Annotated in this window: 16 protein-coding genes; 12 read left to right on the top strand and 4 right to left on the bottom strand. The window is 43.6% G+C overall.

Translation table 11 applies throughout. From position 1 onward, the window contains the following. Nucleotides 1-75: 75 nt before the first annotated feature. The 6 genes from RH89_RS23190 to RH89_RS23165 all read left to right on the top strand — a co-directional run bounded on the left by RH89_RS23190 (nucleotide 76) and on the right by RH89_RS23165 (nucleotide 7685). Complete coding sequence (locus RH89_RS23190; protein ID WP_004407304.1) at nucleotides 76-477, top strand: hypothetical protein; 402 nt, start codon at nucleotides 76-78, stop codon at nucleotides 475-477. 304 nt (nucleotides 478-781) lie between these two features. Next, nucleotides 782-1003 carry a hypothetical protein gene (locus RH89_RS23185; protein WP_004407302.1) on the top strand — a complete coding sequence of 74 codons (222 nt, stop codon included), beginning with the start codon at nucleotides 782-784 and terminating at the stop codon, nucleotides 1001-1003. A gap of 335 nt (nucleotides 1004-1338) precedes the next feature. Further along, nucleotides 1339-2823, top strand: a complete 1485-nt coding sequence (locus RH89_RS23180; protein ID WP_004407300.1) for a bifunctional ADP-dependent NAD(P)H-hydrate dehydratase/NAD(P)H-hydrate epimerase — start codon at nucleotides 1339-1341, stop codon at nucleotides 2821-2823. Nucleotides 2824-3167: 344 nt separating this feature from the next. Continuing rightward, nucleotides 3168-3623 (top strand): L,D-transpeptidase family protein, encoded by a 456-nt coding sequence (locus RH89_RS23175; RefSeq protein ID WP_425277044.1) that lies wholly within the window; start codon nucleotides 3168-3170, stop codon nucleotides 3621-3623. 269 nt (nucleotides 3624-3892) lie between these two features. After that, nucleotides 3893-5101, top strand: a complete 1209-nt coding sequence (gene emrD, locus RH89_RS23170) for a multidrug efflux MFS transporter EmrD (RefSeq protein WP_004407294.1) — start codon at nucleotides 3893-3895, stop codon at nucleotides 5099-5101. A gap of 208 nt (nucleotides 5102-5309) precedes the next feature. Next, a complete protein-coding gene (locus RH89_RS23165) occupies nucleotides 5310-7685 on the top strand; it encodes a bifunctional diguanylate cyclase/phosphodiesterase (RefSeq protein WP_004407292.1) in 2376 nt (791 codons plus the stop codon). A gap of 23 nt (nucleotides 7686-7708) precedes the next feature. Here the strand turns inward: RH89_RS23165 and RH89_RS23160 are convergent, their stop codons facing one another. Beyond that, nucleotides 7709-8686: a Gfo/Idh/MocA family protein gene (locus RH89_RS23160; RefSeq protein WP_004407290.1), complete on the bottom strand. Its 978-nt coding sequence runs from the start codon at nucleotides 8684-8686 to the stop codon at nucleotides 7709-7711. 165 nt (nucleotides 8687-8851) lie between these two features. On the opposite strand from RH89_RS23160, the gene RH89_RS23155 reads away from it, so the two are divergent. Next, nucleotides 8852-10819 (top strand): acetoacetate--CoA ligase, encoded by a 1968-nt coding sequence (locus RH89_RS23155; protein ID WP_004407288.1) that lies wholly within the window; start codon nucleotides 8852-8854, stop codon nucleotides 10817-10819. A 63-nt stretch (nucleotides 10820-10882) separates the two neighbouring features. Here the strand turns inward: RH89_RS23155 and yiaA are convergent, their stop codons facing one another. Then, nucleotides 10883-11359, bottom strand: a complete 477-nt coding sequence (gene yiaA / locus RH89_RS23150; protein ID WP_004407277.1) for an inner membrane protein YiaA — start codon at nucleotides 11357-11359, stop codon at nucleotides 10883-10885. 261 nt (nucleotides 11360-11620) lie between these two features. Between yiaA and RH89_RS23145 the strand changes: the two genes are divergently transcribed. The 3 genes from RH89_RS23145 to RH89_RS23135 all read left to right on the top strand — a co-directional run bounded on the left by RH89_RS23145 (nucleotide 11621) and on the right by RH89_RS23135 (nucleotide 14983). Then, nucleotides 11621-12499, top strand: coding sequence for a LysR family transcriptional regulator (locus RH89_RS23145; RefSeq protein ID WP_004407275.1), 879 nt, complete (start codon nucleotides 11621-11623; stop codon nucleotides 12497-12499). A 225-nt stretch (nucleotides 12500-12724) separates the two neighbouring features. Beyond that, on the top strand, nucleotides 12725-13618 hold the full coding sequence (locus RH89_RS23140) for a cation diffusion facilitator family transporter (RefSeq protein WP_004407272.1): 894 nt from the start codon (nucleotides 12725-12727) through the stop codon (nucleotides 13616-13618). Between the two features lie 180 nt (nucleotides 13619-13798). Then, complete coding sequence (locus RH89_RS23135) at nucleotides 13799-14983, top strand: NnrS family protein (RefSeq protein ID WP_004407270.1); 1185 nt, start codon at nucleotides 13799-13801, stop codon at nucleotides 14981-14983. Nucleotides 14984-15002: 19 nt separating this feature from the next. Here the strand turns inward: RH89_RS23135 and elbB are convergent, their stop codons facing one another. After that, nucleotides 15003-15653, bottom strand: coding sequence for an isoprenoid biosynthesis glyoxalase ElbB (gene elbB, locus RH89_RS23130; RefSeq protein WP_004407268.1), 651 nt, complete (start codon nucleotides 15651-15653; stop codon nucleotides 15003-15005). 156 nt (nucleotides 15654-15809) lie between these two features. Further along, nucleotides 15810-17438: a methyl-accepting chemotaxis protein gene (locus RH89_RS23125; RefSeq protein ID WP_004407267.1), complete on the bottom strand. Its 1629-nt coding sequence runs from the start codon at nucleotides 17436-17438 to the stop codon at nucleotides 15810-15812. A gap of 1285 nt (nucleotides 17439-18723) precedes the next feature. Here RH89_RS23125 and RH89_RS23120 point away from each other — a divergent pair. Beyond that, nucleotides 18724-19878: an efflux RND transporter periplasmic adaptor subunit gene (locus tag RH89_RS23120; protein WP_004407266.1), complete on the top strand. Its 1155-nt coding sequence runs from the start codon at nucleotides 18724-18726 to the stop codon at nucleotides 19876-19878. A 10-nt stretch (nucleotides 19879-19888) separates the two neighbouring features. After that, a partial coding sequence (locus RH89_RS23115; protein WP_004407264.1) for an efflux RND transporter permease subunit occupies nucleotides 19889-20392 on the top strand: 504 nt, incomplete at its 3' end.

Raw genomic sequence — 20392 nt, 5'->3', positions numbered from 1 at the left:
AACTATGATTGAATGCCCATGATTTACTCGGTTCAATAAACCAAGTTTGGGGTTCAATTCATAAAGGAACACATCATGATCAACGTACACTACTCCTATCGCGAAGGTGATGCGAAAGAGCCCACTCACTTCTCATCTGAAAACGCAACCATAGAGCAGGTCATGTCCATTCTGACCGAATACCCTTGGGATACCGAAGGTAACTTGCCAACAGAAGAGTACGCTGGCGGTGGTATTTTTGTGGAAATCACCAATCACAATAAGCAGGAAGCGACCTTTCAGATTGTGCCTTTTGGCAATGAACATTGCATGTTGTTTGCTAACGTTGTGTTGAAAAAAGGGTTTCTCGGTATATTTGGAAAGCAGAGCGTTTCAAAAGATTTTGAAGAGCTGACACCCGAACAAGCTATCGAACGAATTAAACCTTTTTTATCCATTTCAGTGCCATCTATCTACGAAGAGCTTGTCTCGATTTAATTTCATATTCTGTCCGCGACAGGAAATTAACCCTGTCGCATACATGGTTAAAAATTACATATCGATTGGCAATTTTATTGAAGTAACCTCTCATTTCATACTCTTACACCCCACTTCTCTGCACTCTTAATACAATCAGTTGAGCTCAAATTAAAGCTTGATATCCGAACGGAATATCCAGCCACTTAAATGTTCTTAAAACACGTTTGACGCTGTCAGATGTGGCTCCTAAAGTTTGCTATACCCTCACTTGTTCTGAATAGTCAGTTCAGGTTTCCACACACCAAACATAGGAGTCATTGTTATGAAAAGAGCCAGTTCAGCCTATCGCCTTCAAATGATTAAAGAAGTCGCAATTAGGAATCAGCAGCAACCGGTTGATGACCCTATGGCAAGCCACATACGCCAAATGTTGGCAGAAGACCCAAGTAAAGATCAGAAAATGGAAGACCAAAATCGCTTTATCGGTGTTCACTTTGATGAAAACGCCGGAGGTTGGGTAGATGATCGCTGGAGTTTAAAGTAGAACTCCAAACTTCAGATTAGAACAGCCAGCGACTCTCGCTGGCTGTATCAGGATGTTCATACAGCTATACTCAAATCACTTCCATAAGCAAAACTCTAAGAAGCTTTCCCCTCTAAATCGTCACATGTATTCACACCAATTGCTGATAAAACCTCTAATAAAGACTATTCTAATAGTTAGTGCTTTCCCATAATTTTCTCGGTTCTATGTGGTAAAGAAAAACTGCTTATGTGTCTTATTTTAAAAGCAATTTTTCATTCAAAACCACATAGGTCTTACCTACACTCAGGATTCAAAACACAGGGCAAACCTGAAAATTAAAACAGGCTAGGACAATGAACAATCAACACACCCCGATTTACACCACTTCGCAAATTAGAGAAGGTGAAAAACTGGCGGCAAAAAAGCTCGGCATCCCGATGTACGAGCTGATGGAAAGAGCGGGCAAAGCCATCTTTCACCTCATGACTCATGAATACGCCACGGCAAAAAAGATACTGGTTTTATGTGGCACCGGAAACAACGGCGGTGACGGATACGTCGTTGCCAAGTTGGCTAAACTCTCAGGGTTGGATGTGACTTTGTGGCATGTGGGCGACTCTGACCGCCTTACGGGTGATGCCCTGACTGCGCAACAGGGTTGGCTGGGTATCGGAGGGGAGATTCTTTCGCCAAGTTCATCCTTTCCCAAACATCTGGAACTGATCATTGATGGCATGTTGGGTACGGGGTTGTCTGGAAACGTCAGGCGACAATACGCAGAAGTGATTGAACGTGTAAACCTGCACCCTGCTCCTGTTGTTGCGGTGGATGTTCCTTCAGGGCTTTGTGCCGATTCTGGCTTCCCTCTCGGGACAGCAATAGAAGCCGAATTTACCGTAACATTTATCGGAATGAAAAAAGGTCTGGTCACAGGGCGCGCAAAAAACTTTACTGGGACTTTGAGTTGCGATTCTCTGGGGACAAGCGAGTATTTTAAACAGAATGTTTCCACGCCCTATCAGATGATAGGCTCACGAATCCTTGATGATGCGTTACCCAAACGAAAGCCTAACAGTCACAAAGGTAATTTTGGCAAGGTGCTTTTGGTGGGCGGAGCTCACGGTATGGGGGGCGCTATTACTCTCGCAGCTTCTGCCTGTGCACGTACTGGTGCGGGGTTAACTAAAGTCATCACATACAAGGACAATGCTCCCTCTTTATTAGCTACGCATCCAGAAATCATGATCGATCCAAACATGGGCAATAAGCATCTGGTCAATGACTCACTTCAGTGGGCAGACACTTTGGTTTTGGGACCCGGGCTGGGTCAACTGGTTTGGGGAAGCGAACTCTATCATCTGTTCTGTCATCTTGATCTTCCAAAAGTACTGGACGCCGACGCGCTTAACTTTCTGGCTACTCAACCAGATAAGGATGATAACCGGATTATTACTCCTCATCCTGGTGAAGCCTCCCGATTACTTGAATGCACAGTGGCAGAAGTAGAGGACAACCGCTATCAGGCTGCGGCGAACTTGCATGAAAAATTTGGTGGGGTTGTAGTATTAAAAGGTGCAGGCACCATTGTTTATGATGGTGGAACCTTCTGGGTCTGCGGTCAGGGCAACCCCGGCATGTCGACAGGTGGAATGGGAGATGTATTAAGTGGTGTAATCGGCAGTTTGTTAGGGCAAAAACTGAACTTGCTGGACGCTGCGAAGCTAGGGGTATGGCTTCACAGTAATGCCGCTGACTGGTGCGCCAGAGAGGAAGGCGCAATCGGGTTGCTCGCCAGCGATTTACTTCCGTATTTGAGAAAACTCATCAACAAAATGTAAGAATAATGATTGCATTAGACCTTTAATTTCGAAAATTGCATCCGGCTTGTAAAAGCGGGATGCGGTCATTCTTTTAGGTCGCTTCCAGCAATAATGTGTGTTAACCAACCGCTCTTACCCAAATTGTCGTGTGATGCAGGCTTGCATAAATTTCATTCAGACATAAGAGCTAGGCTGATAATCCATGTTCATTTTTTCTCGCTCAATTCATAAACTTGAAGTAGATTGCTCGTATAGTTCATTAACACAACAGTAACCATCAGGGTCAATTTAATGGTTACGACAGATAAAACATTTATAAAAATGATAAAAAAACACTCACTCTTTGCCTTTCAATCATAACGTTGTTTCTCCCTACACTTGCCTGTTCCTCAGTCGATCTTGTCAAAGTCGTCAAGGCTGAGAGGAAAATGTACCTAATTGATGAAGGGAAAATCATTAAGGAATACCGGATCGCTTTAGGTGGCTCCCCCAAAGGGCATAAAGTTCAAGAAGGCGACCACAAAACCCCAGAAGGTCGATACATTCTGGATTACAAAAAAGAAGACTCGGCATTCCACAGAGCCATGCACATCAGCTACCCCAATACAGCAGACAAAGCGAAAGCCAAAGAGCTGGGCGTCGATCCTGGTGGCTTTATCATGGTTCATGGCAACAACCCTAAGAACAAATATCTTCAGGTAGACTGGACTGAGGGCTGTATTGCCATTACAGATGACGAGATGGACGAGTTTATGGATTTAGTTCAAGTGGGAACCCCAATAGAAATAATGTGGACAGAATCCGACCAACACAACTAACCTCGCCTTCATTTCCCTTTTCTCAATAGCCCAATGAATTTACTGCCATTTATTTCGCATTAGTTTTTCTAATCATAATCATAGAAAACTATCGTGCGTGGGCTATCTGTTTTTTCTTGTCTGACAAAGGCTTTACTCTTACTATCTCGCCCGTATCGGGATTTTGTGTTGTATCTGGTAAATATACAGTTTAAATAAACGCCAGATAGCATTTCTTTTCATATCCCGAGTATCGAAATACCCAATATTTTCCATTAGGAGTAGTAAACATGCCTTCATCTGTGCCTTTGGCTCGGTTGACCTTTCTGATCGCAATTCTGACCGCTGTTGGTCAGATGACTCAAACCATGTACGTCCCCTCTATTGGACATATGGCGTCTGAGTTTATTGTTGATCCTGCCGTATTGCAGGCAGTAATGGCGTGCTATTTGATTCCTTATGGATTATCTCAGTTCATATATGGTCCCCTCTCAGATCGCTTAGGCAGAAAGCCCATTATCGTGGTTGGACTGATCATCTACCTTCTGGGTACCTTGGTTGCTCTGTTTGCACACAATTACGATGTATTTCTGTTAGGAAGCTTTATTCAAGGGGCAGGCATTGGCTGTGGTGGAGCAATGGCCAGAACACTGACACGCGACTGTTTCGAAGGAAGCAGGCTGCATCGAGCCAACAGCTTAATCAGTATGTGCGTCATCTTTTCGCCTTTAGTTGCTCCATTACTAGGTGGATACCTGACTGAAACATTCGGCTGGCGCAGCAGTTATCTGTTCCTTGCGTTGTTTGCAGCGGCTGTCGTGCTCACCATGATGACAAGCTTTAAAGAGACCTTGCCCAAATCAAGAAGAAACGCGGCACCAGTCTGGCAGAATTATCGCTATGTTTTATCAAATCGCCGATTCCAGGGATACCTGGGATGCCTTATCGCAACATTTTCAGGTGTTGCTGTATTTGAAGCTGCGGCTGGGGTGTTATTGGGCGGAACACTTAACTTACCGGCAACGGTAGTAAGCCTGTTATTTATTGCCCCAATTCCCGGCTATCTTGCAGGTGCAGGGCTTTCCAGCGTAATTGCAGAAAAGTTCTCCGAAAAATACGCGATGAACTTTGGTTTGATTGCTGCAATTCTGGGCTCTGGTATTGTTCTGTTCCCAGGTTTGAACGACCAGACCACTGCCGTGACTTTGGTTGGTGGCGCTACCGTCTATTTCCTTGGTGCCGGGGTATTGTTTCCTGCGGCAACAACGGGAGCGATTGCACCATTTCCTGCGCATGCTGGCACGGCTGGCGCAGTACTAGGAGGAATGCAAAATTTTGGGGCTGGTGTAGCCACATTAGCGGCTTCTGCACTGCCTGCAAGCAATCAGCTTCCTCTTGGAATCATTATGCTGGTGTGTGCCATTGCAGCCTTTGTAAGTTTGATTTGGGTAGACAAGCATCCTGACTCTCAACAAAATCCTGAAATTTCTGCGATATAGATCCAGCTTTAGTCTCGCGCTCATGACATGTCATAAATCTGTCATGAGTGCTGACTAATCTCACAACCTTATGCGCCCTCTGTTTATCATTTACGAATACGCAAATGAGTCAGTATTTATATTTACAGTTGATAATAAATATCATTTACATATTTAAAAAATATGACTAACATTAATCGAGTTGCTACCAGAAAGACCTGAGAAAAGATTGAAATATAACCGGATTCAGCCGCGAACAACCTATATTTGGCTAATAGGAATTTTAGTCGCCCTCCTTTGTTTATTTACAATTAACTATTACGAAAACAAACGCGCGCAATACGCCCTTGAACTGCAAACAAACGAAAAGGTAAAAACCTTAGAGAAATCTATTGGTTCTCTTACTACTATTCTGCATTCCACTCGTGATTTCCTTCAAATTAACAACAACTTATCATCAGAACAATTTCATACGCTATTAAAAGACAGAACGGGTATTGGCTCTGGTATTCATACTATTTTCTGGGCACCTTTAATTTCGACAGAAGACAAACTTCAAGCGCAAAGTCTGGCGAATCTCAGTGGTCAATTGAGTTATGCAATTACTCCCTCACTTTCAACTACTTATGCCTGTGCCAGTTGGCTTGGTCGACATGCATTCCCCGTGTTGTTTGCCTCCCCTAAATTTGAAGGCAGCGACTTTCTGGGTTCAAGAATTGAGAGCCATTGTCCAAACAATTTTGCATTGAAGCGGGCGATAGAAATTAACGAAGTGAAGGCTTCCACGTTTTACCATGAAGGAAGAAGAGGGTTACAAATCTATTTGCCTGTGCAGTCTGGAAGCGGGCAAACTTTAGGCATTTTGGTAATGAATATTATCCTCCATGAATTTTTAGAGCTGACGTGGCAGGAAGAAATCATTGCGAAAAATATCGATATATTGGTCGAAGACGACGATAGTCGTCAGCTATTTAAAACTGAAAATCAAAGCGTTAAACAGAATCAATACGGTTTGATTAAATATCCATCAGCCACCCGAACATTATATTTCCCTATATTAGATAAATCGTTAAGTGTCACTGTTACACACTTATCAAAAGACTACCGACCCTATATTTACAGTACGGTTTCAACATTACTGATTTTTATGCTGACTCTGTCGGTTTCAGTCAGTGTGAAAAGCTATGCTAATCGGCTCAGAGTATCGAACAAGCTGGTCGCTGAGAAAACCCAGAAACTGCGTACACAGGCAACACATGACGCACTCACTGGTTTGTTCAACAGACAGGCGCTTGCCGAACAGCTTCAAGAATTTATTGAGAACATCACTCCAAACGGAGGCAATGGCTTTGCCATTCTGTTTATCGATTTGGATCGCTTCAAAATCGTCAACGACTCTATGGGTCACATGGTTGGCGACCTCCTGTTGCAGCAGGTTGCGTTGAGACTACAAAGCAACGTAAGAAATGACGACATATGCTATCGATTCGGTGGCGACGAGTTCATTGTCTGCCTCCGAAACAAGCTAAATCGCTACGACATTAATAACGTCTGCCAGAGATACCTAAGCGCTTTAACCGAGCCTTACAACTGCAATGGTCAGTTATACAACATAGGTGCGAGTATTGGAGTCACGACCGTCAATTCCTCCACCCAGACGTTAACCAATATTCTGCGGGAAGCCGATACAGCCATGTACCGGGCGAAAAAATCTTCATCAAGCCAGATTGTTTTTTACGAAAACACCATGTTTGATCAGGCAAAGCAGCGATTCACTATCGAAAACGAATTAAGTGAGGCACACAATAGAAAACAGCTGTTGCTCAACTATCAGCCTGTGTTTTCGACCGAATCAAACCAGCTTTCAGCGTTTGAAGCACTGCTGCGCTGGAAGCATCCTGATAAGGGTTGGATTTCTCCAGATACCTTCATTCCTGTTGCCGAAGAAACCAATCAAATCATTGAGATTGGCGATTGGGTGCTAGAGGAAGTGTGTTCAACCATTCAGGAACTATGGGACAAATCTGAATCAGGGAAATGCCCACGCATCAACGTTAATGTATCGGTAAAGCAGCTTAAGTCGGGGCATATCGTTAAAACTCTTCGTCATGTACTGAAAAAGTATCGATTCCCAGCGTCACGCTTAGGTGTCGAAATTACTGAATCGACACTTTTAAACCACAGCACGGCACTGAGCACGCTCAAGCAAATCAAATCACTGGGGGTGAGCCTGTATCTGGACGACTTTGGAACTGGCTATTCCTCACTATCTGTTCTCAATGACTATCCATTTGATGTCGTAAAGATGGATCGCAGTTTCATTTGGAAAATGGACAAACCGGGAGACAAATCTGCTCAGCTATGTGAAGCCATTATTCAGATGTCACATGCAATCCAGTTGGAAGTGGTGGCAGAAGGGGTCGAAACTCAGGCTCAGTTAGACATGCTTAGAAACTATGAATGTGACTACATTCAAGGGTACTTAAAAGGAAAGCCCGTTTCGAAAAGCGAGCTTTCAAGGTTTGTGGGTGCATCAAAGACGGTACAAAGGCTAACTGCCATCTCCCACCCTTCAACAAGACCAGAGAAAGTAGAAAAAGCCTGATGGGCTCTGGCGAGTTCGTTTTTTTACCTGTCGGCGGGATAAACCAACCCAATCTGCTTTCTCACTTCAGTCAGGATCTTCGCGGTAGACAAAGAGCGTTGCTTTGACACTTTGTCTGCTTTTCCTTCACGAACTAACTGCACAAAAAACTCAGCTTCATAGCGCATGCTCTGTTCATCTGAAGGCAGCGTAATATCTTGCGCCAACTCCCCTCTGGGTTTGAACTCTATTTTTTCGGCGTCTGATAGCGCATGGATAATCAAGTTACCTTTTTCGCCCTGTATCTCACTAGGAATGGCAGAATCTGCAATTTTAGAATGGAGAATCACCACATCAAACCCATTGTACTCAAACAGCATACTTCCCTGCCCGTCCACACCAGAATCCAGCATGGTTGCGGTTGCGCTCACGCGTTCTGGTTCTCCAAACAGGCTGATAGCACTGGCAACGCAGTAATATCCGATGTCCATAGCTGAGCCATTCGAAAATTCTGGATTAAAAGTATTTGGGTTTTCACCATTTAAGTATTTCTGATAGCGAGAAGAATACTGACAGTAGTTCAATACGGCTTTTCGAACGGGCGCGATGTCGTTCATGCGCTGTTTTATCAGGTTGAAGTTAGGCAGGTAGTCAGTTTTAAAGGCTTCAAAGAGAACAACCTGATTCTCTTCTGCTGCCTGAAACATCTTTTGCACTTCATCGTAGTTAGAAGCAAGCGGTTTCTCACAAATAACATGCTTCCCGCTATTCATCAGAGCAATAGCCTGTTGGCAGTGGAATGAATTAGGGCTTGCAATGTAAACCGCATCTATGGATTCATCTGAGCACAGTTCACCGAATTCAGTAAACACCACCTCACAATCAAACTTCGACGCAAACTGCCTGCCTGTTTCTTCAGATCGTGAATAGACAGCGCTCAGTGCATATTGTTCGGTCAGCAGTGCTGCATTTAAAAATCGTTCAGTGATCCAATTGGTTCCAATAATGGCTAACTTAATCATTCGTAATTCCATGAAATCTCACAAGACAAAGGGAATTGTGACTGAATCAACTGATTGTTCAACAAATTATTTACAACTATAGATCTATACACTTCAATAAACTGAGTACTTTAGGTTCCAACTTGGATTGTTCCTTACTCATTTTTCGCAGATTTCGGAGTCGTTATGTCAGACGTATCACCAATCTGGTCACCAGATCCAAACCGGATCGAAAATGCTCATATCACCCAGTTCATTCAGAAAGTGAACAAGGACTTTGATTTTTGTCTTTCTGACTACCCATCTCTGCACTCGTGGTCCGTAAGTTCTAGTGAAGATTTCTGGACAAGCTTGTGGGACTTTACCAATCTGATTGGCAATAAAGGCAATACTGTCAGGGAAGTGGGTCCCTCAAAATGGGAATCTCCAGCAAGCAGCCGCGACACCTTATGGTTCCCTAATGCTTCACTCAACTACGCCGAAAATTTACTGGCTAATGGATCTCGAACCCCAAACGCAATAGCTATCGAGTTCCATAATGAGCGAGGTCAGCAGGTAAGCCTAAGCTGGCGTGACGTTTGTGAACAGGTGTCAGTTATCCAGCAATGGCTAATAGATTGTGGTGTAGAAGAGGGAGATGTTGTTGCCGGCTACCTCCCCTATTTACCAGAAACCGTCATCGCGATGCTTGCAGCAACCAGCCTTGGAGCCATATGGACTTCAACATCTCCTGATTTTGGTATCGACAGTGTTTTGGAGCGATTTGGGCAGGTGAAACCTAAAGTATTGTTCTGCTGTGACGGGTACAGCTTTGCGGGTAAACAGCATTCTATGCGTGAAAAGAATCAGGCATTAAATGAACAGCTTGTTTCACTTAATCAAGTCTGTGAAATACAGTATTTAAATACCGATGCACAAAGCGATTTTTCATCTTGGTCAGTTATCCTCGGAAACTACGAAGCAAAGAAGCTGGAATACCAAAGAGTCGGCTTCAATTCACCTCTGTTCATTCTTTATTCCTCAGGCACCACTGGCAAACCAAAGTGCATCACACACTCCGTGGGCGGTACTTTGCTGAATCATATAAAGGAACATCAGCTTCACTGTGATATTAAGCGGGGAGATAAAGTTTTCTACTACACCACGTGCGGGTGGATGATGTGGAACTGGCATGTTTCTGCTCTGGCTAGCGGAGCAACGCTCGTCATATTTGATGGTAGCCCGGTGTTCCCGCATCAGAGCATCTTATGGGAACTGGCAGAGTCCTCCAAAGTAAAACTGTTCGGTACTTCCGCAAAATATCTGGCTGCATTAGAAAAAAACGGTTACCACCCAGCTGAACACTATGATCTGAGTTCAGTGAAAACATTGTGCTCTACTGGTTCTGTTTTGTTTCCCGAACAATTTGACTATGTCTACCAAAACATTGGTAGCGATATCCATCTCGCTTCGATTTCCGGCGGAACCGACATCTGCGGTTGTTTTGTTTTGGGTAACCCTATGTCCCCAGTCTATCGGGGTGAGTGCCAGGCAGCGGGCTTGGGATTGGATGTCCGTGTCTTTAACAGTCACGGGAATTCTGTTCTTGGTGAAAGAGGAGAACTTGTCTGCCTTAACAGCTTTCCAAACCAGCCAATCGGTTTCTGGCAAGACAGTGGTGAGCGTTATCACAATGCCTATTGGGGAGAATTTGAGAACGTATGGCACCATGGGGATGATGTGGAAATGACGCCCAGAAAAGGAATGATTTTCTATGGGCGCAGCGATACCGTACTCAACCCAGGCGGGATAAGGATCGGTACTGCGGAAATTTATCAGCAAGTGAATCTGCTAGATGGCATTGTTGATTCGATTGCCGTTGGTCAGCAATGGGAAGGGGACGAAAGAATCGTGCTGTTTGTTCAGATGGAAGATGGGCAAGTTTTGTCGGACGAGCGAATTGACGAGATCAAGTCGACACTAAAAAATCGATGTTCACCCAGACACGTTCCTTTTCTGATATATGCGGTTAGCGACATACCAAGAACTAAGTCAGGTAAATTGGTGGAAGTGGCTGTTAAAGAGGTCATTCATGGCAATGAAGTCAAAAACATTGGTGCCATTGCCAACCCAGAAGTATTGGGGGAAATTGCCTCGGTTTTCGCTCAACGTTGAATGCAATAGCGCAGGCATATATACCTGCACTTTGATTATGAATTATTGATCTAATTTTGGTATCTATTTTTTATCGTCAGTAGCTTCGGACTCTGACCAATCTACTTGAGAGTGATGCTCTTCTTCGACCGGCTCTTCTGCTTTTTTCAGTAAACTCATGTCACGAGTATTTTTCTGTACCGTGATAGCAGCAAAGAGAGACATTAGAAACGCCAGACCATAGAAGCCTTTTTCGCTAAGCAACATATCAGCATTCCATAGCCCTGCCCCCATTAAAGCAACTGAAGCAATTATCGCTACCCATGAAAGCCCAAAATACAAATCGGTTACAGGAATACCTTCAGACTTATCCCGAACAGTTTTTTGCAACGAAATGGCAGCATACAGACCAAGCAAAATAACCGTGAAGTAGAATCCTTTTTCATTCAGGAGTAACTCTGAGTTCCACAACCCCAAAAGAAACCCACCAAAGCCTGCAAATAAGCATGCCCAAGATGCACCGACAAACGCTTTTGTTGGTTGATTAATTACGTTTTCCATATTCTTATTCCTTCTTTCATTTTGCAATCGAACACTGTTTTATTGCAAATAATCTTGGCTCAAGAATTCGAATCAAACAAGAAGAAATTTAGAGCCAAAATTCTAAATGCGACATAAGTCACATTAAATTGATACTACTATTTTCCTGAAATCGACGAGGTATTAGTAGAAACAGGACCTAACCTATAGGCATGGTTCAGGTCGTAAATGGTTGCGATATCTGCTATTTTTCTGATAACCAAACGATAAGAGCTCAAACACATGAACCTTTCCCAAATCGAAGCCTTTTGCACTGTTGCTGATTTAGGATCTGTTTCGGAAGCTGCAAGACAACTTGAGTGCAACCGAACTAAACTCAGCATGGCGATAAAAGCACTGGAGAAAGAACTGGATACCGAGCTTTTTGTAAGAGCAGGCAATCACTTAAGCCTTTCAGAAGCAGGCAAAGCGATATACAAAGATTGTGAAAGCATGCTTGTGACTCAAAAACGCATCATGCAGACTTGCCGTCAAGTGTCTGGTGAGTTTAACGCTGAAGTTTGGATTGCTCGCGACGATTCACTACCGGATGAGCTGTGGCAAAATTTAGCTCACCAAATCAACAAAAAATTCCCTGCAACTTCCTTCAACATCGTTCTTGCATCCAGTGGCGACCTTGCGAACCTGGTTGAAACTCAACAAGTCGATTTTGCATTTGGCGTCGATTACGAACGCATTGATGACCCAAGAGTCACCTACCACCCAATTGGTAAAATTCGCATGATGTCGGTTTGCAGATCTGGACACCCGCTTACCAAAATGCGTCGTGTGGCGGATGAAGACCTGAGAAACGCAATGCAGGCTTCTATCGCTTACCTGAATGAAAAAGACAACCCAGAGCTACAACCCTTTTCATTGCGCTACATTGGTTTCTCTAGCTTTGATTACATGCTCAATACCATTCTTGATGAAGATGCGTGGGGCGTACTACCTGAACCGTTAATCCGTCCTTTACTTCGAGAAGAACGGATTTCGGTTATCAAGCATACCTATGGTCTGACTCAGGAAGATTACTGCATGTTCACAGCAGCGGGTATGACTGAAGATTCCGCAATGGTATGGCTAGCCGATCAACTCAGTGACTATCTGTTTGATTTCTAGCTTCGCACTCAACACCTGCGTTCCATTGAGTGATTGGCTCTGTTTAATTAAGGCACATATCACTCACCGTCAATATTAGTGACACCAAGATCAACATATAACTTATTGTTTTAATTTTCTTTTTACTTATTTCATCTATTATCATTTCTACCACTAGTCATAAACTGTTTGTAAAAACACCATCTAGCACGAAAAATAAAAGAGTGTTTACCACCGAGATATTTTATGTGTGCCAGGACAAGCAAAAACGAAAATAGTGTTCTTACCTTTTCAGCCCTTTTAGCATCAGGCTTTGCGTTTGCTGGTTTAGTGCTGGGACTATGGGTTGGTTCATTAGTCATTGTTTTTGACGGCGTTTATTCTCTAGTCAGCTTACTGTTAACTTTATTGTCACTTGCTGCATCCTGGTACATTCAAAAGCCCTCTGACGCTCAGTTTCCTTTTGGGCGAGCGGTAATTGAACCCATCGTTATCATCATCAAAGCCTCCACAATTCTTGCGGTAGTCAGCTATTCCCTTTATTCGGCAATAGAAGCCATGTTCACTGGTGGTCGCGAAGTCGATGCGTCGATCGCAACTCTGTTTGGGGTTGTTAATGTATTAGGTTGTGGGTATGCATGGTGGTTTATTGCACGTAAAAGCAAGCAACATTCTTCTGGGCTGATTGAAGCCGAATCCAAACAGTGGCAAATGGATACCTTGTTAAGTGTCGCGGTGACGGCAGGCTTCGTGATAGCGTGGCTGGTTTCCGTTTCACCAGCAAGCGCATACGCCGTTTATGCTGATCCCTTAATGATGCTTTTAATGTCTTTCTACTTTATTAAAGTGCCATTCGACATGCTTAGAGAAGCAGCGCGAGAGTTGTTGATGATGTCACCAGACAAAGAACTATGTCAGAAGGTAGATAACAACATCTCGGCGGTAGAAAAAGAGATGCCGCAGGACATTCAAGTCACTGGGGTTACAAAAATTGGTCGCGAACTTCGGGTTGATGTTGACATTCTGACCAACAAGAAAGCCATTGATATCAAAGATATTGAGCAGACACGTAACAAAATTACTCGTCGATTGTCGGCTCTGCCTTACGATCTCCAACTGAATCTGAATATCTCCCACTAATAATCTCTACCTGAGGAAGCAGCTCCACACTGTTGGGCGAATTGCTTTCTCTGATCAAAGGCTTTAATCGTTAGTTTTTTCTAAAAAGATCCTCTCCCCCTAACCTTGATCAAAGTTTCACTGACTTAATAACCTTAAAGTTGTATTATAAATACATCTTTAAGGTTGTAGGTGTTTCCTATGCTAAACATTACTGATCTGCGTGTTGAAAATCGTATCCCTCCGTTACTTCGCCTTGGTTTCCGTCCTTTCTTTCTGGCTGGTGCTTTGTACGCCATTGTTGCAGTTCTCGTTTGGGTTTACGCCTTTCAAAAAGGCCAACCCGCCGCTCTGAGTGTGCCAGCATTATGGTGGCATGTGCATGAAATGTTCTTTGGATTTGCTATGGCCATTGTCGCCGGATTTGTGCTAACCGCAGTACAAAACTGGACAGGAGTGAACGGCACTAAAGGGAAAGTTCTCGCCATCATCTTTTCACTCTGGTTGATACCCCGACTTTTGTTCTGGACGCCAGCACCATTGTGGCTGGTCTCTTCAATTGAAGCGCTTTTTTTGCTCGCGGTCGCATGGGAAGTTGGCTGGCGTGTATTTAAAACAAAAGGCTGGCGAAACCTGTTTTTTATTCCAATGTTTTTGCTGGCAACCGTTGCTAACTTTGCGAGCTATGCCGCTATTAAGGGTATGCCCCCCTTTCCAGCGAGTGCAGTATGGCAATCCATGATGTGGTGGTTTGTGTTGCTGCTTGCCATTATGGGTGGGCGTGTCATTCCTTTTTTTACCGCCCGACGTTTTCAGTTCGAAAAACCCCAACCTATCGTATGGTTAGAATGGGTTGCAAACTTCCCATTAGTACTATTGTTCATCACCAGCTTTTTTCCACTCCTACCACCGCAAATCGGTCAGTGGCTAATGCTTACCTCAGCTGTGGGGCAGTTTTATCGTGTTGCCCGCTGGAAACCATGGAAGACACTTTCTGAACCTCTGGTCTGGTCACTGCATTTGGCGTATCTGTGTATTCCTTTAGGACTGGCGATTAAAGGATTAACGTCGGACTCGTTTGTTAATCACACCATGATCCATTTATTCGCACTTGGTGCTTTGGGTGGGTTAATTCTGTCAATGATTTCCAGAGTGACCATGGGACACACGGGTCGAGAAATCTACAAAGGACCGAGCATGTGGCTGGCTTTTGGAGCGCTTATTCTTGCTGCCGTTTTAAGAGCAATTGGTGTCTCTGTTATGCCTTCGTACATGATGGGGTTTATTCATGTATCAGCGCTTTTGTGGGTAGTCGCCTTTGGCATGTTTGTCTGGCATTTTGCGCCTATGTTATGTACACCAAGGGTCGATGGCAGACCTGGCTAGGTCTGCCAGTAAATGGATGCTATAGACGATCGAGTAAAGCTTTAACCAGCTTATTGATGCCTGATGATGCTTCCGAGATGGAGCCAGCAAGCATGTAAGCTGGCGTAGTTATCAACTTGTTTGCTTCGTCTACAACAATATCTGAGACCTGACAATCCACATGTTCAGCTCCCATAGTTTCAAGTGTTGCAGCTGTTTCTGCATCGGTTCCTATCGTCAGTTTGACACCTTGCCCGTAAATTTCAGGCAGCAAAGCCGGAGCAATACACATATAACCGGCAGGCTTTCCTGCGGAAGCAAACGCTTTACAAGCCGATAGCACTGTGTCATCCACTTTGCTCTCCTTCCCTTCAAAGGCAAACGTTGAAAGGTTCTTAGCCGCGCCAAACCCGCCAGGAACGAGCAGCGCATCGAACTCACTTACATTGAGACTTGCCACATCCTGAATGTTTCCACGAGCGATTCGAGCCGCTTCAGTTAGGACGTTACGCGTCTCTGAGACTTCTTCACCTTTCAAGTGATCAATGACGTGGTGCTGATTGATGTCAGGAGCAAAGCAGTGCCACGTAGCTCCATTCTGTTCGATAGCAAACAGTGACAATACTGCTTCATGAATTTCTGCACCGTCGTAAACACCACAACCACTTAAAATTACTGCAACTTTCTTCATTCTTTAACCTTCCTTGCCTGACGTATAACCTCTCGCACAAACCATGTTTTAATTAGACACAGTTTTGTACTAAGCATTTATAGCAGAAGAGATGAAGCAAAAGCGAGATCGTGCTCAGACAAAAGACCCGCCATCTGGCGGGTCTGAAAGAAGAGATTATAACTTGAAGAATGAGAGCTGGTGTTTCTGCTGCTCAGCCAGTTCAGAAAGTTCACCACTTGCGGTGGCACTCTGGCTTATCCCCGTTACGTTTTGGTTAACTAACTCAGACATGTTATTGATGTTGCGGTTGATATCTTGAGTAACCTGAGACTGTTGCTCTGCTGCTGTCGCTACTTGCGCATTCATATCATTGATATCAGCAACGGATTCGGTAATGCCAACCACAGAGTCATTCGCCTGATTACTCAACTCTTCATTGCGCTTCAACATTTCCAGGCTGGTCTGCATACTTTGGTTTGCAAGCCCGGACTTCGCCTGAAGTTCTTCGATGATTGTTTGAATCTCTTGAGTAGAATCCTGAGTTCGGGCTGCCAGCATTCTTACTTCGTCCGCAACCACGGCAAACCCGCGACCAGACTCACCTGCACGTGCCGCTTCAATTGCTGCGTTCAGTGCCAACAGGTTAGTTTGCTCTGAAACTCCACGAATTACCTCAACAACATTGTTAATCTGTTCTGACTGATCCTGAAGTTGCGTTACAACCTGAGCTGCATCATTCAACGCAGAGGACATCTGCAAGTTTGCATCACCCGCTTCGCTGAAGACTTCAAGGCTTGCCTTGGCAAGATGATCAGCCTGTTTTGCCGTTGAATCTGCTGCTGTTGCATTGTCAGAAACGTTGTCAGCCGTGCTAGCCAATTCCGTCACCGCAGAAGCAACCTGATCCAGTTCATTCTGTTCTTGTTGCGCGTTGCGCTCTGCCTGAGTCATTACAGCCGCAAGCTCTGTAGATGCCGAAGCAACGTCTTCACTGATTCGAGTCAGAGACTCAACGGTCGTATGAAGCTGTGCAACTGTGGTATTCACGTCTGCACCTAGTTTTGCAATTTCGTTCTCACCGTCTTGTTCAGCGCGCACAGTCAGATGACCTTCTGCCAACTTACGCATCACACTCTGAAGTTTGGTCACAGGTTCCACAATTAGCCCCGATAGCCACCAAGCCAGAGCTAGGGAAATAGCAAATACCACCAGCAAAATGTAAGTCGCATTGGCTTTAACGTCTTCATTGCGTTGCAAGCTGTCGTTCAGATGCTCCATCGCATAGTCGTTAACACGCTTTGATAGCGAGTTAATTTCTTCAACCATGTCATTACCCACCGTGCGGTATTGAGAAATAAACGCATCAAACTCCGCATCAGAAAGCGTGCCCTCATCGTGCTTGTCGAGCACAGGAACGGCACGGTGTGAGTAATCGACATAAGCAGAGATAGCGTTCTTTACTTTTTCAACTTCATGTTGGAAAACCGTTGTTTTCTCTAACTGAGCAAGATTAGTGGTGAGGATTTGACTGTTTTCACGCAGATGCTGTTGAAAATCGTCACGACGGCTTGGATCGTAGATGGCGTATACCGCGCTTATACGAAGTGGGTAAATGGTGTCGTCCAGCTTCGCTAACGTATCTTTGTAAAAAACCAGCGAACTGACGTTGTCTGCCATGTCCTTTTGTTCTGCCTCAAGGTTGAATTTTGTTACCCAAAGTGAACCGAAAAGAGAAATCACAAGAATCAATACTGGAATAAGAATCTGGACTCGAATTGATATATTTTTCAAAGAAAATGGCATAGACACCTCATACAGTTTTTCACTGCATCCTTGCTGGTCATTTATAGAAAGGTGAAATATAGAGATTCATCACATTTTTGTCCACAATAAAAATACGTTTTACATAAATTAACTGGTTAATTATTGAGCCATTAATTTGACTTGCAGTCAGTTATTTGGCGATCCATTAATAACTGTATATTTTTATATCGAATAACAGACAATAAAAAATAACTGATAGAATTATTAAAGGTTGTTACAGAAAATTAACAGCCATTAAATACTAATATTTTTTGGGAAATTTTCGAATCACAAGTCGAAATTTCAATATATAACCGCCATTTAGACATCTATACTTCCACTAAAAATTAAAATTTCCAATGAAATCATAACTATTTGTTATAAATGGATAAATATTTTTTATAAGTAGAAAATCGAAACTGAGTTTTTCGGTGAAAAGCCAATCAGCCATTACGATTAACCTTGGCTTATCTTTTTCAATTTAACATTAATTAAAATGATAATTCTTTTCATTAACTCATGATTATTACAATTTTAAACTAGATGTTAATTTTATAAATAACTGAACTATTTGGATGGAAAGGTTTAAACAAATTCGCCTGTTTATTCTTTAAATATCGTTTTATTCACTTCGTCAACCATTGCCATAAAATAAAGTCTGAATGCATCTCACATATATAGATATAAATACACTCTTCATCTCTAGTCATAATTTATTTGTTTGACTGCTTTTCAAACTAGACATCACACAGTGTTAATAGAAAACAGTGGTCACAAACTGTCACTCTTTCTTTACGTCATCTAATTATAATGACATCAGTACAGCTTTAAAAATCGAGCTCTAGCGAAGTATTAGCTTAAAGTTTGCGGAGTTTTAGACATGAATTTTACTATGAGTAAAACGCTCCAACGCCGAGCAGAAACAGCCGAAAAATTCTAAAGCTCTAACAAGTTGTTAATGCTGGAAGGAGCAGAATCACTGGGAGCTTGTTGAAAGAGTACACTTGTCTGATGCTTAACATATTAAGATTGGTGGATGTCGCCAACATGTGGTTTATTGCACCACATCGCGTTCAGATTCAGACAGAGTTTTAACTTAACCATTTGTTTTTTAAAGCATATAAAGCTGGCACCTTGCTTGCTATTTAGCTTTAAAATGTATCACCTACAAATATAGATAGTGTGAACGTTTTTGGGCTTTGAGTGTCTCTGATTTAAGAACAAAACCAGAACATAAACAAATTCGTATTTAGAGAAGCATTTTGAACACAAAAAGGGAATCAAAATGTTAGGTAAATCCATTCGTTGGTTGGCACCTGTCGTCATTCTAGGTGGCGCTTATGGCGCATTCAGTGTCATTGCGGCAAACGGTCCCGAACCAGAAGAAAAGAAAGAAGTCTTAAGCATTCCCACGGTTAAGGCTGAAAACATATTCCCAAGCGATCATCAGGTGGTGATCACCAGTTTTGGTGAAATTTCCCCTGTTGAGAAAACGCGATTGTCAGCACAGGTTTCGGGTGAGGTCATTAGTTGGCACCCCAACTTCGTTGCAGGTGGCATTGTTAAACGTGGTGAAGTCTTATTTCAAATAGAGAGAGACAACTATGAAGCCGCGGTGCTGCAGGCAGAAGCAACCCTGGCCAGCGCAAAGGCCTCTCTGATAGAAGAGCAGGCAAAAGCCAAAGTAGCCGAGAAGCAAGCGAAAAAGCTCAACAACAAGCAAGTGACGGATTTGTACCTGCGTAAGCCGCAAGTTCTGAGTGCGAAAGCTCAAGTTAAATCCGCTCAGGCTGGGTTAAAACGAGCGAGACGTGACCTAGAAAATTGCACCATCTATGCCCCTTATGACGCGCTGGTTGTCTCCCGAAATATTGGTGTCGGTCAGTTCATCTCCGCAGGTTCAGAGGTGGCAGAACTCAACAATATTGAAGCCGCAGAAGTGAGTATCCCTATCGCTGGTTTTGACAGCTCATTCTTGCCTGAACAACCGAAAGGCATCAAAGCATCCATCACAGAAAATGGTATTCGCTCCATCCAACGAGAAGGCTACATTGCGCGTGATTTGGGTTTGGTAGACAGCAGCACACGTATGGTGAATCTGGTCGTTCAACTTGATGACCCATATGGCATTCAGTCTGGAGAACCTGCGTTGAAATTTGGTTCTTACGTTCAGGTGAGTTTTGCAGGAAAAGAGCTGAAACACATCTATCGCCTTCCGCAAGAATTAGTTAAGAACCGAACTGTATGGGTTGTCGATGAAAACAATCACCTCGAACCCAGAACGGTTGGTGTATTGCGTGAAGAAGGCGAATTCTTCTTGATTGGCAGCGGCATTGAAGAAACGGATCAGGTTGTACTGACTGTCCCTGAATACCCGCAACAAGGCATGAGTGTAGAAGTCGCTCAGTCGGGAACAGAATCTGCAAAATTGGCTAAGTAAGGACGGATTCATGGATTCGAATACATCAAACCAGCCCAAAGAAACCGGGTTGATAGCCTACTTTGCGAATAACTCAGTAGCAGCTAACTTATTGATGGTCTTTATCATCATCATGGGTGTCGTGAGTTATTTCTTCATCCAGAGACAGATGTTTCCTAACGTTGAAGTCAACTACGTTAATATCAGTGCCTCTTACCCTGGAGCTTCGCCTCAGGAAATCGAAGAAAGCATTCTCATCAAGATCGAAGAACAGCTGAAAGATGTCACTGGCATCAAGAAGGCGGTTTCCAGTGCTTCACGTGGAAGCGCTCATCTGTCGTTAGAGATTGACGTCGACCAAGACCTCAAAGACGTGCTCGACAAAGTGAAGCAGAAAGTCGACACCATTTCGACCTTCCCTGCCGCTATGGAACCTGTAAATGTTTATCAGGTTGAATGGCAGCAGGAGGTAATTGAACTTGCGTTGGTGGGTGACATGCCGATCAGCAAGCTCAAACCACTTGCCAAAAAAAAT

It is taken from the genome of Vibrio nigripulchritudo ATCC 27043, from assembly GCF_000222685.1.
In the GTDB taxonomy this organism is placed as follows: domain Bacteria; phylum Pseudomonadota; class Gammaproteobacteria; order Enterobacterales; family Vibrionaceae; genus Vibrio; species Vibrio nigripulchritudo.
This window is presented reverse-complemented; position numbering and strand designations above follow the sequence as displayed.